Origin of the sequence: Streptomyces sp. NPDC004435, assembly GCF_042873895.1 — a bacterium.
In the GTDB taxonomy this organism is placed as follows: Bacteria; Actinomycetota; Actinomycetes; order Streptomycetales; family Streptomycetaceae; genus Streptomyces.
On sequence record NZ_JBIAMB010000001.1, the window covers coordinates 284,325 to 297,149 of the forward strand.

The 12,825-nt window shown below is 72.6% G+C and carries 11 protein-coding genes and 1 tRNA gene; 9 read left to right on the top strand and 3 right to left on the bottom strand.

From position 1 onward, the window contains the following. Window positions 1–46 precede the first annotated feature (46 nt). The gene (locus ACFYT9_RS01275) at window positions 47–889 is read right to left on the bottom strand and encodes an SUKH-3 domain-containing protein (protein WP_389160168.1); all 843 of its coding nucleotides are present in this window, start codon (window positions 887–889) and stop codon (window positions 47–49) included. Window positions 890–970: 81 nt separating this feature from the next. Here ACFYT9_RS01275 and ACFYT9_RS01280 point away from each other — a divergent pair, with 81 nt between their 5' ends. Further along, window positions 971–1,330 carry a hypothetical protein gene (locus tag ACFYT9_RS01280; protein WP_150228245.1) on the top strand — a complete coding sequence of 120 codons (360 nt, stop codon included), beginning with the start codon at window positions 971–973 and terminating at the stop codon, window positions 1,328–1,330. Between the two features lie 128 nt (window positions 1,331–1,458). Continuing rightward, a complete protein-coding gene (locus tag ACFYT9_RS01285; RefSeq protein WP_150228244.1) occupies window positions 1,459–2,232 on the top strand; it encodes a DUF317 domain-containing protein in 774 nt (257 codons plus the stop codon). A gap of 189 nt (window positions 2,233–2,421) precedes the next feature. On the opposite strand, the gene ACFYT9_RS01290 is transcribed toward ACFYT9_RS01285, so the two are convergent. Continuing rightward, a tRNA-Arg gene (locus ACFYT9_RS01290) sits at window positions 2,422–2,494 on the bottom strand. A gap of 299 nt (window positions 2,495–2,793) precedes the next feature. On the opposite strand from ACFYT9_RS01290, the gene ACFYT9_RS01295 reads away from it, so the two are divergent. The 7 genes from ACFYT9_RS01295 to ACFYT9_RS01325 all read left to right on the top strand — a co-directional run bounded on the left by ACFYT9_RS01295 (window position 2,794) and on the right by ACFYT9_RS01325 (window position 12,088). After that, window positions 2,794–4,413: a dynamin family protein gene (locus ACFYT9_RS01295; RefSeq protein WP_387272368.1), complete on the top strand. Its 1,620-nt coding sequence runs from the start codon at window positions 2,794–2,796 to the stop codon at window positions 4,411–4,413. Window position 4,414: 1 nt separating this feature from the next. Then, entirely contained in the window at window positions 4,415–6,226 is a 1,812-nt protein-coding gene (locus ACFYT9_RS01300) for a GTP-binding protein (protein WP_389160170.1), read from the top strand. Between the two features lie 483 nt (window positions 6,227–6,709). Continuing rightward, window positions 6,710–7,210 (top strand): single-stranded DNA-binding protein, encoded by a 501-nt coding sequence (locus tag ACFYT9_RS01305; protein ID WP_376600758.1) that lies wholly within the window; start codon window positions 6,710–6,712, stop codon window positions 7,208–7,210. A 224-nt stretch (window positions 7,211–7,434) separates the two neighbouring features. Continuing rightward, a complete protein-coding gene (locus tag ACFYT9_RS01310) occupies window positions 7,435–8,916 on the top strand; it encodes a Cys-Gln thioester bond-forming surface protein (RefSeq protein ID WP_389160172.1) in 1,482 nt (493 codons plus the stop codon). A 418-nt stretch (window positions 8,917–9,334) separates the two neighbouring features. Next, entirely contained in the window at window positions 9,335–10,999 is a 1,665-nt protein-coding gene (ettA, locus tag ACFYT9_RS01315; RefSeq protein ID WP_387272362.1) for an energy-dependent translational throttle protein EttA, read from the top strand. A gap of 7 nt (window positions 11,000–11,006) precedes the next feature. Then, entirely contained in the window at window positions 11,007–11,432 is a 426-nt protein-coding gene (locus ACFYT9_RS01320) for an acyl-CoA thioesterase (RefSeq protein WP_376600763.1), read from the top strand. Then, the gene (locus tag ACFYT9_RS01325; protein WP_376600765.1) at window positions 11,429–12,088 is read left to right on the top strand and encodes a hypothetical protein; all 660 of its coding nucleotides are present in this window, start codon (window positions 11,429–11,431) and stop codon (window positions 12,086–12,088) included. Before ACFYT9_RS01320 ends, ACFYT9_RS01325 begins: the two co-directional genes overlap by 4 nt. Before the next feature lie 88 nt (window positions 12,089–12,176). On the opposite strand, the gene ACFYT9_RS01330 is transcribed toward ACFYT9_RS01325, so the two are convergent. Further along, window positions 12,177–12,785: a hypothetical protein gene (locus ACFYT9_RS01330; protein ID WP_389160175.1), complete on the bottom strand. Its 609-nt coding sequence runs from the start codon at window positions 12,783–12,785 to the stop codon at window positions 12,177–12,179. Window positions 12,786–12,825 lie beyond the last annotated feature (40 nt).

The window sequence follows — 12,825 nt, forward strand, 5'->3', positions numbered from 1 at the left end:
CACGAGCGTCGTGCCGGCGGCGCGGGACGTTCCCCTGCGCCCCGGCCTACTCGGGCACCCCGGTCGACTTGGGTTCCGGCATGTGAACGGGCATGACGCCGAGAACGAGGTTCTCCATGGCCTCGGGCATACGGCCGAATCGGGCCGGCCAGTCGTTGACGACGTACAGTTCACCGTCCTCGTCCAGCCCGAGGAACGCGTGGCCGCCGGCGAGTTCTCCGACCGGGAAGAGGTGGTGGCCGATCTCCTCGCCCCATCCGCCGAACCGGTCGGCCTCGCCCAGCGCCAAGAGCGGGTCCAGGTCGAAAGGCTCCCTGGCGCGGGTGATGCCGGCACCGCCGTGCCCGACCGCCAACCCGCCGAACTCGCGCAGGAAGTCCTCGGCAGCGTCATGGGAGCGGAAGCCGTCCTGCTCCAGTAGCTGTTTCCACCCCGCCGTATCGACGGCCCGTCCGGGGTACCAGCCCGCTTCCCGCAGGACCCGCTCCACCTCGGACGACCAGGCGTGCGGCTCCACCGGCCTCACGGCGCCATCGGTGTGCACCAGGCCCGCCGCGAACACGACGGCCTCCGCCGGGTCGGGCGTCGCCAGCCGGACGATGTCTCCCCGCCTGTCGCGGCCCACGACCTCGTACCCGTCGGGGCGGGCGAACATCGCCGGAAGCGGCGCATGTCCCCACTCCTCCCAGCTGTTCTCCCCAGACACACTCAGCTGCTGCATCGAGACCCAGGGGTACATCGCGCCGAGCATGGTGTCACGGCCGGCTGCCTCGATCAGGCGTCCCAGGGACGGCGGCCCCTGCCGCTCGTCTACAGGCCGAGGACAGTACGTCTCCAGCAGCTTCGACCAGGCTGCCGCATGTGCGGGCGACACGGAGGTGGAATCCATGCACCGACCCTGACCGCGCCGAATGCTTCCGTCAATGGACGGCTCTGTGGCCACCGGCATTAGCCGTGTGACGATCCCGGGGTGAACGCTCCAGAAGATCTCTCCGCCGCCGAGCGCGCATTCATGCTGAACGCCTTTGAGATCGACATCCTGCCGGGCGTCCGCGGCGATCTGGACGAACCCCTCGCATCGGCGCCGCCTGGAGAGCTGGTTCCCATACTCCTTCCCCTGATCGACAAGGGGTGGATCGACGTGTGCCGCGTCATCCCCTGGACGCCCCCGAGCGGAGGCAGCGGCTTCCAGCCCGGCCCGCCCCTCGCCCGCGAGGAACTGCTGAACGCCCTGACCGACGCGGACAGCTGGGAGTACCCGGAAAGCGGTGACTGGATCGGCTGCGTGACGCTCACGCACACACCGGCGGGCCGTCTGATCTCCTGGTGAGTCCCTCTCCTCTTCAGCGGTCCGGAGAAGAGCCCAGTTCGCCCGAGGCAGACGGGGAAGAGTGCGAAAGGACTGGTCACGGCCCGGGGGCTATGTCAACGTGGACGACCGCCCGAGCCCTCGACCACGTGGAGGCGCCCCTGTACCCCCAACACTCCAGCGATTCCCGTCCTCCCGAACCTCCGTACTGGGTCACTCCTCGCCACTTGGCGGGCGATGACGAGGCCCTGGCTGACCAGGTCGGCGCGGCCCTCGCCGCCGCAGACTGGCGGATGTGGCCGACCGCCCGTGACACCCTCCTCTACACGAGCCCCACCGGGCTGTGCGGCGCCGAGTGGACGCGCGCCGCCTGTTCGTTCGAACTGGGAGACCTTCCGGTTGCCTGGCAGATCTCCGCCCGGTCGCATCCCGGCAGCACCCTGCCGGAATGGAACGCGTACTTCACCGCCGGCGTCCCCCACGAGACCCTGATCGACTTCCTTCTCGCTCTCGACGCCCACACGGAGCCGGCCTTCTGCTTCGACAGCCCAGAGGCTGTGCTGGCGGCGGTCTGCGCCCAGGGCTGGGCCCGCGACATCGACCGTCCGCGCACCGCCGCTCTTGCCCCCGGACTCACGGCCGGAATCTCCCTGGAGGAAGTGCCTTCGCTCGTTCGTGATGCCGACCCGCGGCCCGGGAGACTCGGCTGGCAGGCGTGGGCCGAACCCCGCGTCGGTGATGCCTACCTGTGGTGTGCGGCCTTCAGCGGCAGTACGCCGCATGACCTGGTCGCGGTCTTCGCCTCCTCGCTCGCCTCGCCACACCCTGTGCAGCGCTCAAGCCTGCCCGCCGGAGTCGAAGGGCAGCTCACCGTCATCCACCCGGGGTCCCAACGGCAACGAAAAGCACGCGGACCGGAGTGAGGCAGGTCAGCGGGCGGCCCCGAAACTTCGGGAAGTTTTCGGGAAATCCAGCCGCCAAGGGCCGTCTCTGACCGGATCCAGCCGTACAGATCCAGCCATCGGAGGTGCCCTGGCCGACACCTCCTCCGCTGACCGAAAACCACCCCTGACCAGCAAAAAGACCCTCCCGAAGGAGGGTCTTTCGTCATGCGCCCCCGGCAGGACTCGAACCTGCGGCCAAGTGCTTAGAAGGCACCTGCTCTATCCGCTGAGCTACGGGGGCCGGTCGTGGCCTCGGGCCTGGTGGCCCTGGTGGGTGGGGTGGGGCTGCCGGGACAAGGATAGGGGTCCTGGCGGCTCGGCCCTGGTGCTTCACCTGCGTGGCACGATGTGGAGGTTCGGTGAAGCGAACCGATAATCGCAGGCAGGTGCGATTCGCGCAGCGCTTTTCACGCCACTGGGGGCGGGTGTTGTGCACTCGTTATGCCCGGGCTGTGGGTCGCCCTTCCTTTCTTCGGCGCGTAGGGCCGCAATACGCTTCAAAAACGCTCATAAATTGGGCATTCTTCGCATGTGGTGACCTTGGACGAACGGCCTCAGCTGATCGACGCACTCTCCGCACTGCGCGACCGGGTCGCGGCCGTGCGTCTTCCCCTCCCCCTTCCCGACGTGCCGCGCGCCCGGCAGACCCGGGCCGAGCTGCTCGCGCAGCTCGACGACTATCTGGTGCCGCGGCTGAAGGATCCCGACGCGCCGCTGCTCGCCGTCGTCGGCGGGTCGACGGGGGCCGGGAAGTCCACGCTGGTGAACTCGCTCGTCGGGCGGCGGGTGAGCGAGGCGGGGGTGCTGCGGCCGACGACGCGGACGCCGGTGCTGGTCTGCCACCCCGAGGACCAGCACTGGTTCGCGGGGCTCCGGGTGCTGCCGCAGCTCACCCGCGTCTGGCTCCCGCAGGCCGACGAGGACCGTACGGCCGAGGCCGGCGACGCCGAGGACAACGCCCTCCGGGTCGAGACCTCCGGCACCGTGCCCCGCGGGCTTGCCCTCCTCGACGCGCCGGACATCGACTCCCTCATCGTCGAGAACCGGCTGCTCGCCGCCGAGTTGATGTGCGCCGCCGACATCTGGGTGATGGTCACCACCGCGTCCCGGTACGCCGACGCCGTGCCCTGGCACCTGCTCCGTACGGCCAAGGAGTACGACGCCACCCTCGTCACCGTCCTCGACCGGGTGCCGCACCAGGTGATCGGCGAGGTCTCCCGGCAGTTCGAGGCGCTGCTCGACAAGGCCGGGCTCGGGGACGTGCCCCGCTTCACCATCCCCGAGCTGCCCGAGTCCACCGGCGGGGGGAGCGGGCTGCTGCCCGAGAGCGCCGTCGCCGCGCTCCGGGGGTGGCTCGCGCACCGGGCCGAGGATCCCGCCGCGCGCCAGCAGGCCGTCTCCCGGACCGCCGCCGGCGTCATCGACTCCCTCGACACCCGCCTGCCCGAACTGGCCGGCGCCGTCGCCGCGCAGTACGCCGCCGCCGTACGCCTCGGCGGCGCCGTCGAGAGCGCCTACGGCCGGCAGGGCGCCCGGGTCCGCAAGGAGCTCGGCAGGGGGGCCGTCCTCGCCGGGGACGCGCGGGCCCGCTGGCGCGCCTACCCCCGCGACAGCACCGCCGACGAACTCCTCGACGCCCTCACCGAATCCCTCGCCGCCCTCCTCCACTGCGCCGTCTCCGCCGCGGAGGAGGCGATCCGAGAGGTCCACCGGCGCGAACCCGCGGCGGGCGCCCTCCGCGGCGTCCCGGCCGGCACCGACCGCGAGGTGGCCGAGCGGATCGGCCTGGAGGTACGGCGCTGGCGGCGGGTCCTGGAGGAACTCGCCGAGGACGAGGTGCGGGTCGTGGAGAAGCCCGCCGGGCGCGGCGCCGCCCGCGCCGCCGTCCCCGACGCCGAGACCGTCGCCGCCCTGCTTGCCGCCTCCCTGCTCGGCGGCCGGCGCGCCCGGCCCGCCGGCGAACGGCTCGCCGAACTCCTCGGCGCCCAGGCCGCCCTGCGCCTGCGCGACAAGGGCGGCGACCTCGTCCTCACCCACGTCGACCGCGTCCTGCACGCCGAGCGCGACCGCCGCCTCGCGCCGCTCGACGCCCTCGGCGTCACCCCCGAGCCGCAGGCGGAGCTGATCGCCGCGCTCTCCGTACTGCAGAAGGAGAAGTGACGTGGCCGAGAAGCCGACGGAAGCGAGCGGACGCGCGCGGTGGGACGACGGGCTGATCGCCCGGCGGGCCGCCGAGCGGGCCGCCCCCGAGGAGCCCGCCGCGGCGGACGCCACGGCGGACGCCGAGGCGGAGGACCTGCGGGGGTTCGGGGGGAGTTACGGCGGCGGGCTGCGGGCCCGGCTCGACGCCCTGCACGAGCTCGTCGGCCTCTCCCGCGCGCGGGTCGAGAGCGCCGCCCTCGCCGAGGCCGGACGGGTGCTCGACGAGGCCGCCGCGCGGCAGCGGCTCTCCTCCCGGCACACCGTCGTCGCCCTCGCCGGGGCCACCGGCAGCGGCAAGTCCACCCTCTTCAACGCCCTGGCCGGGGTCGCCGTCTCCGAGACCGGACTGCGCCGGCCGACCACTTCAGCGCCGCTCGCCCTCACCTGGTCGGAGGGGGCCGCCGGGCTCCTCGACCGGCTGGGCGTGCCCGGCCGGCTGCGGCGGCGCCCCCTCGCGGGCGGGGCCGCCGACGCCGGTCTCCAGTCCCTCGTCCTCATCGACCTCCCCGACCACGACTCGGCCGTCACCGCCCACCGCGACCAGGTCGACCGGGCGCTCGGCCTGGTCGACGCCGTCATCTGGGTCGTGGACCCGGAGAAGTACGCCGACGCCGCCCTCCACGAGCGGTATCTGCGGCCGCTCGCCGGCCACGCCGAGGTCACCTTCGTCGTGCTCAACCAGGTGGACCGGCTCGGCGCCGAGGCCGCCGAACTCGTCCTCGACGACCTGCGCCGCCTCCTCGACGAGGACGGCATGGCCCTCGGCGAGCACGGTGAGCCCGGCGCCACCGTGCTGCCCGTCTCCGCCCTCACCGGCGAGGGCGTGCCCGAACTCCGCGAACTCCTCGCCCGGTTCGTCCAGGAACGTACCGCCCCCGAGCGGCGCCTCGCCGCCGACATCGACGCCGCGGCGGCCAGGCTGCGGCCCGCGTACCTCGCCGACGGGAGGTCGGGGCTCGGGGAGCGGAGCCGCGAGGAGTTCGCGGGCCGGCTCGCCGTCGCGGTCGGCGCGCAGGCGGCGGGCGAGGCCGCCGAGCGGGTCTGGCGGCGCGGCGCCATCCGCGCCTGCGGCTCGCCGTGGCTGCGGATGCACCGCTGGTACGAGCGCAAGCGCGCGCACGGCTCCGCCGACCCGCACCCGGAGACCCCCGTCGAGGACGAACTGACCGCCCGGCAGCGCGTCGAGCAGGCGGTGCGGATCGTGTCCGACGAGGCCTCGCGGGGGCTCCCCGCGCCCTGGGCCCATGCCGTGCGGGAGGCCGCGGCGCGCGGTGCCGAGGGGCTGCCCGAAGCGCTGGACGAGCTGACGGTGACCCTCGGCGACCCGGCCGCCCGGCCGCCCCGCCCCGCCTGGTGGCCGGCCGCCGTCCTCGTCCAGGCCCTGATGACGCTCCTTCAGCTGTGCGGCGCGCTGTGGCTGGTCGCCCAGATCGTGGGCGTGGTGGAGCCGGGGCTGCTGCCGCCGGTCCTGGTCATGGTGGGCGGGATCGTCGGCGGGCCGCTGGTCGAGTGGGCTTGCGAGAGCGCCGTGAAGGGACCGGCCCGGAGGTACGGGCAGGAGGCCGAACGCAAGCTCGCGGAGGCCGCGGGCGCCTGCGGCCGGGCCCGGGTCCTCGACCCCGTCTCGGCCGAGCTGCTGCGGTACCGCGAGGTGCGCGAGCAGTACGCGAAGGTGGCCGGGCCCCGGCCCTCGCCGCGGATCGTCGGGACGGGCCCGCGCGGCACCGTCCCCCGACTGGGGGCGACCCGGACGGGAGCCCGGCTCCGCTAGTGCGGGGGACGGGGACCGGGCGCGGGTGCGTCGGCACGGAGTGCGCGGAACGGGCGCCCGGCTCCGTCGGCACGGCGTACGCGGACCGGCGCCCGGCTCGGCTTGCGCGGCGGACCGGACGGGGGCCGGCTGCGTCGGTACGGCGGACAGGGTGGGGTCGGCTTGGTCGGTACGGCGGACCGGACGGGGCCCGGCTCGTCGGCGAGGGCCTCGACGGAGCCGTCCTCGTACGCCGGGCAACGGCCAGCCGGCGTACGCGGACGGCGCCCGGCTCCGCCGACACGGCGGATCGGGCGGGCCCTTGCTCCGCTTGCCCTTGGCAGGGCCCGCTTCCTCGGCATAGCGCGCCGAACCGTCGCAATTCGCCCTTGAGGGTGAGCGAGTTGTCCACAGCCCGTCGGTCGTCCACAGGCGCCGGCGGGCTTTCCGCTGCCCCGTCAGCATGGTTCCGACCAGGAGGACGGCGGCGGAAGGAGCACGCACATGAACGACACGACGGTGACGCTGGTGGGGAACGTGGCGACGGCGGTGGAGTACCGGGACACGGTCGCCGGGGCGGTGGCCCGCTTCCGGTTCGCGGTGTCCGCGCGGCGGTGGGACCGCGAGCGGGCGGTCTGGGCCGACGGTCCCACCAGCTTCTACACGGTCTCGGCCTGGCGGTCGCTCGGCGCCAACCTGGCCGCCTCGGTCTCCGTGGGGGAACCGCTGGTGGTGCACGGGCGGCTGAAGGTCCGTGAGGACGAGCGCGACGGGCAGCGCAAGACCTTCGTCGACATCGACGCCCTTGCCGTCGGCCACGACCTGACCCGCGGCACCTCGGCCTTCCGGCGCACCACGCGGACCGAGGGGAGGCCCGGGGCGCAGGCTCCGCCGGGGGCGGGCGAGGGCGACCTGACGGATCGCGAGGGGGCTCCCGAACTCGTCCCGGCGGACGGGAAGGACCCCTGGACGACCGCCGCACACCAGCTGGTAACCGCCCCTTGACCTTGTGTTGTGGGGATTTGTCGACCAACTCGCCGGGGGTATAACGATTCCGAGACGGAATGGTTATCTCGTCGTATGACCGGGGACGGAGGTCTTCCGCCTCCCTAGGATCCCTGAATACTCATGAGGCACATGAGCCCATCGAGTCAGTGAGTCTGCTGGCGGGCGCTCCCCCCACGCGAACCGATCACGTTCGCGGAGCGACTCGCCCGGAGGGGAATGCAATGATTTCAGTTCGCGGGCGCGGTGCTGCCCGTTTGGCCGCAGCGACTCTGGTCTCGGGCCTGGTCGCGTCCAGCGCGATAGCGCTCGCGGCTCCGGCGATGGCCGAGGACGGCGCCGGCGCCGCCGCCACGCTGGGTGGACTCACCGAGTCCGGCAAGATCAAGATCGAGAGCGACCGGGGCAACTCGACGCAGCGCGGTGGTCTCTTCGAGCTGACCGTCGACGGCGGCGGTGCCCTCACGGCCTACTGCATCGACCTGTGGACGTCGACCGACGCGGGCACGAAGTACCGCGAGACCGACTGGGACAAGTCGACCCTGAGCAACAACCCGAACGCGGGCAAGATCCGCTGGATCCTGCAGAACTCGTACCCCGAGGTGAACGACCTCAACGCGCTCGCCGGCAAGGCCGGCGTGGGCGCCCTGACGGGTGACGAGGCCGCCACGGCGACCCAGGCCGCGATCTGGAAGTACTCCGACAACGTCACGGCCACCCCGGAGGACCCGGAGGCCAAGGCGCTCGCCGACTACCTGGTCGCCGAGGGCGCCAAGGCCCCGAACCAGGAGGAGCCCAAGGTCTCCCTGGCCGCCGCCCCGGCCTCCGTCGCGGGCAAGGCCGGCGACAAGCTCGGCCCGGTCAAGGTGACGACGACGGCCGCCGACGGCACCGTCAAGGTCTCGCTGCCCGCCGACGCCCCGGCGAACGTCAAGGTCGTGGACAAGGACGGCCAGGCCGTCACCGCCGCGAGCAACAACTCCGAGCTCTTCCTGGACGTCCCGGCCGGTACCCCCGACGGTTCGACCAAGATCAGCCTCCAGGCCGAGACCGAGGTCTCCATCGGCCGCGTCTTCGGCAGCGTCGAGGGCCACGAGCAGACCCTGATCCTGGCCGGCAGCAGCAAGTCCTCCGTCGGCGCCGAGGTCACCGCGGCCTGGGCGAAGAAGGGTGCGGTCCCGGCCGTCACCGTCGCCGAGAACTGCGCCAAGGGCGGCCTCGACATCACCGCCTCCAACGAGGGCGACGAGGACTGGACCTTCGAGGTGAAGGGCACCTCCTTCACCATCGCCGCCGGTGAGTCCAAGACCGTGACCGTCCCGGTCGGCGAGGACGAGGCGTACGACTTCACCATCACCGGCCCGAACGGCTTCTCGAAGTCGTTCCAGGGCGTCCTGGACTGCAAGACCGCCCCGAGCCCGGAGCCGTCCACCGGCACCCCGTCGGAGGAGCCGTCCGAGACCCCGTCGGAGACCCCCTCGGAGACGCCGTCCACCGGCACCCCGTCCGAGACCGCTTCGGCGAGCCCGTCCACCCCGGCGCCCAGCACCACCACGGACGCCTCCACCGGTACCACCGGCGGTGACCTGGCCGAGACCGGCAGCTCCAACGCCACCCCGATGATCGCCGGCATCGCCGTCGCGCTCGTCGTGGCCGGCGGCGGCGCGGTCTTCTTCCTCCGCAAGCGCAAGGCCGCCGGTCAGTAAGCACGGCACGGCATGACGTCACGGGGTGAACGCACCCCGTGACGGACGGCCCCGGACGCTCCCGCGTCCGGGGTCGTCGCACGTCCGGGGGCCGTCGCACGTCCGCAGTGCCCGCGACCGACGCCGGCCCGCCCGGCCCGGACCGGACGACGAGCTGGGGCCGAGGCGCCCCAGGGACGCGCCGGGAGACGCCGGGGAGACGCCAGGACACGTCAGGGACACGCCAGGGGCGCCGGGATGCGCCCAGGGACACGCCGGAAGACGCCCGGAGATACGCCGGGACACACCGGCGTCGCGGGCCGGGGACATGCCGACGGTCGCCCCGGGCAGCGGCCGGACGGTACTGGTTTCCGCCTGGGGGCGGCGGTGCGGCAAGATGGGTGTATCTGCCCACTCACTCTTTGCCGGACGGTTTCCTTTGGCTGAGTACATCTACACGATGCGCAAGACGCGCAAGGCGCACGGCGACAAGGTCATCCTCGATGACGTGACGCTGAGCTTCCTGCCCGGTGCGAAGATCGGTGTGGTCGGCCCGAACGGTGCCGGTAAGTCCACCGTTCTCAAGATCATGGCCGGTCTGGAGCAGCCGTCCAACGGCGACGCGTTCCTGAGCCCCGGCTACTCGGTCGGCATCCTCATGCAGGAGCCGAAGCTCGACGAGTCCAAGACCGTCCTGCAGAACGTCGAGGACGGCGTCGCGGAGATCAAGGGCAAGCTCGACCGGTTCAACGCCATCGCCGAGGAGATGGCCACGAACTACACGGACGCGCTCATGGAGGAGATGGGCAAGCTCCAGGAGGACCTGGACCACGCCGAGGCATGGGACCTCGACACCCAGCTGGAGCAGGCCATGGACGCCCTGGGCTGCCCGCCCGGCGACTGGCCCGTCGAGAACCTCTCCGGTGGCGAGAAGCGCCGCGTGGCGCTCTGCAAGCTTCTCCTGGAGGCCCCCGACCTGCTGCTCCTCGACGAGCCCACCAACCACCTCGACGCCGAGTCGGTGAACTGGCTGGAGCAGCACCTCGCCAAGTACAAGGGCACCGTCGTGGCCATCACCCACGACCGGTACTTCCTCGACAACGTGGCCGAGTGGATCCTGGAGCTCGACCGCGGCCGCGCCATCCCGTACGAGGGCAACTACTCGACCTACCTCCAGAAGAAGGCCGAGCGCCTCAAGGTCGAGGGCAAGAAGGACGAGAAGCGCGCCAAGCGCCTCAAGGAAGAGCTCGAGTGGGTGCGGTCGAACGCCAAGGGGCGTCAGGCCAAGTCCAAGGCGCGTCTCGCGCGCTACGAGGAGATGGCCGCCGAGGCCGACAAGATGCGGAAGCTGGACTTCGAGGAGATCCAGATCCCGCCGGGCCCGCGCCTGGGCTCCGTCGTCGTCGAGGTCAACAACCTCAACAAGGCCTTCGGCGACAAGGTCCTCATCGACGACCTCTCCTTCACGCTGCCCCGTAACGGCATCGTCGGCATCATCGGTCCGAACGGCGCCGGCAAGACCACGCTCTTCAAGATGATCCAGGGCCTGGAGACTCCGGACTCCGGCGAGATCAAGATCGGCGAGACGGTCAAGATCTCCTACGTCGACCAGGGCCGCGCCAACATCGACCCGAAGAAGACCCTCTGGGCCGTCGTCTCGGACGAGCTGGACTACATCAACGTCGGCCAGGTCGAGATGCCGTCCCGCGCCTACGTCTCCGCGTTCGGCTTCAAGGGCCCGGACCAGCAGAAGCCGGCCGGTGTGCTCTCCGGCGGTGAGCGCAACCGCCTCAACCTGGCGCTCACCCTCAAGCAGGGCGGCAACCTGCTGCTCCTCGACGAGCCCACCAACGACCTCGACGTCGAGACCCTGTCCTCGCTGGAGAACGCGCTCCTCGACTTCCCCGGCTGCGCCGTGGTCGTCTCCCACGACCGCTGGTTCCTCGACCGGGTCGCCACGCACATCCTGGCGTACGAGGGCGAATCCAAGTGGTTCTGGTTCGAGGGCAACTTCGAGTCGTACGAGAAGAACAAGGTCGAGCGGCTCGGCCCGGACGCCACCCGTCCGCACCGCGCCACGCACAAGAAGCTCACCCGGGGCTGAGCGGGCCGTGGCGAGACACCTCTACAGCTGCCCTCTGCGCTGGTCGGACATGGACGCCTTCGGGCACGTCAACAACGTCGTCTTCCTGAGGTACCTGGAAGAGGCGCGGATCGACTTCATGTTCCGGCTGGCGCCGGGGGACGGCAGCCCGTCCTTCTCCGGCGGGTCCGTCGTGGCCCGCCACGAGATCGACTACCTGCGGCCGCTCGTCCACCGGCACGCGCCGGTGACCATCGAGTCCTGGGTGACCAAGATCGGTGCGGCCTCCCTGACGATCGCGTACGAGATCAAGGACCCCGACGTGACCTACGTCCGGGCGTCCACGGTCGTCGTGCCCTTCGACCTGGAGGCGCAGCGACCGCGGCGCATCTCCGAGGAGGAGCGCCGTTTCCTCCAGGAGTACGTCGACGACGGGATGACGTCCGCCGCATGACCGTGCTCGCCCCGCTGCACTTCGCCGACCCCAGGGAGGCGGCGGCCCTCGCCGCCTTCCTGACCCGGCTCGTGCACTACGACCGCGCCGCCGCCGTCCGCCTCCAGGCCGGGGGCGGCGCGCTCGCCGTGTTCGGACGCCCGCCGTCCTTCGAGGTGCTGGCGATCCGTACGGCCCGTCTGGTGGACGACGTCGACCTCGACGTCACCGTCTCCGCCGGAGAGCTCCTCGACGGCGTGGAGGAGTCGGCCGGCAAGGCCGTCGTCCCCGGCGCCGTCACCGGCCCGCCCTGGGCCGGCGTCCTTCCCCCGCGCTCCGGCTGGCGGCCCGTCGAGGGTCTGCCCGGCGCGGCGGAGCTGCGCGGGGCGGTCGCCGCCGCCGTCGCCGAGTTCCGCCGCCGCGACGAGGAACTGCCCGAGGAGCGGCGCACCCGTGCCGAGCGCGACCGCATCGGCCGCGAGATCTGGTCCCGTACCCTCGGCGCCACCGGCCTGCCCCTGCGGGCCGTGCACGCCGCCCAGTCGCTGGGCTTCCTGCCCCCGCTCGACGCGCCGGTCGCCCTGATGGCCGCCGGACCGTGGCTGCGGTTGCGTACCCCCTACGGCTCCGTCGCCCTGCGTACGGCGCCCACCGCGCTCACCTTCACCCCGGCCTGATCCGGGCGAAGGCGCGCCGGACGGCCTGATCCGAGCGAAGACGCCCCCGGCCTGGCCGCAATACAGGCGGAGACGCCCCGGCCGCGGCTCACCAGATCCGCTTTCCCCTCCCCGTGAGCTCGTGCCGGAGCGAGGCGGCCGTGAGGGCCGCCGCGAGCAGCAGCAGGGCCGCGGGGACGAAGGGGGCGCCCCGCGCGATGTTCTCCTCGGCCGGGACCGGGTCCATCCGCCGCGCCGGGTCGTACGCGATCCGGACCGGCTTCCCCGGCTCGCCCAGCTGCCGCTCCCAGGAGAACTCCTCCGGGTAGCCGCCCGGGCAGTCCAGGGTGTGGTGGTACAGCCGCTTCGCCTCCGGGGCGCCCTCGCCGAAGGTGGGATGGTCGGTGACCCGCACCTTCCCCACCACCACGCACTCCGCCGTCGCCCCGCGCACCCGGGAGTCCCGGGCCTCGACCCACACCGCGCCGAGCCCGGCCAGCAGCACCACGAGGGCCAGGATGCTGCCGCCGGCCCGGAAGAGCCCGTTGAGCGCCACCACCGCCAGTGCGGCGACGACCAGCCCGCCCCCGTCCACGAGAGCGTTCGGCAGGCCGAGCGGGCTCCGCGCCGCCCAGCCCGTCCACAGGTGCAGCAGCACGCCCGCGCCGAGCGGCACGGCCACCGCGCCCGCGTACGACAGGGCCCCGCCCTTCTCCATCCCGACCACCCCCGGGACGTGGACGCGCCGGCCCGCGCCG

Coding starts and splice junctions, on each gene's coding strand:
- ACFYT9_RS01275 (WP_389160168.1), bottom strand. CDS start 889: ATGGATTCCACCTCCGTGTCGCCCGCACATGCGGCAGCCTGGTCGAAG.
- ACFYT9_RS01305 (WP_376600758.1), top strand. CDS start 6,710: ATGAACGACACGACGGTGACGCTGGTGGGGAACGTGGCGACGGCGGTG.
- ACFYT9_RS01310 (WP_389160172.1), top strand. CDS start 7,435: ATGATTTCAGTTCGCGGGCGCGGTGCTGCCCGTTTGGCCGCAGCGACT.
- ACFYT9_RS01325 (WP_376600765.1), top strand. CDS start 11,429: ATGACCGTGCTCGCCCCGCTGCACTTCGCCGACCCCAGGGAGGCGGCG.
- ACFYT9_RS01330 (WP_389160175.1), bottom strand. CDS start 12,785: ATGGAGAAGGGCGGGGCCCTGTCGTACGCGGGCGCGGTGGCCGTGCCG.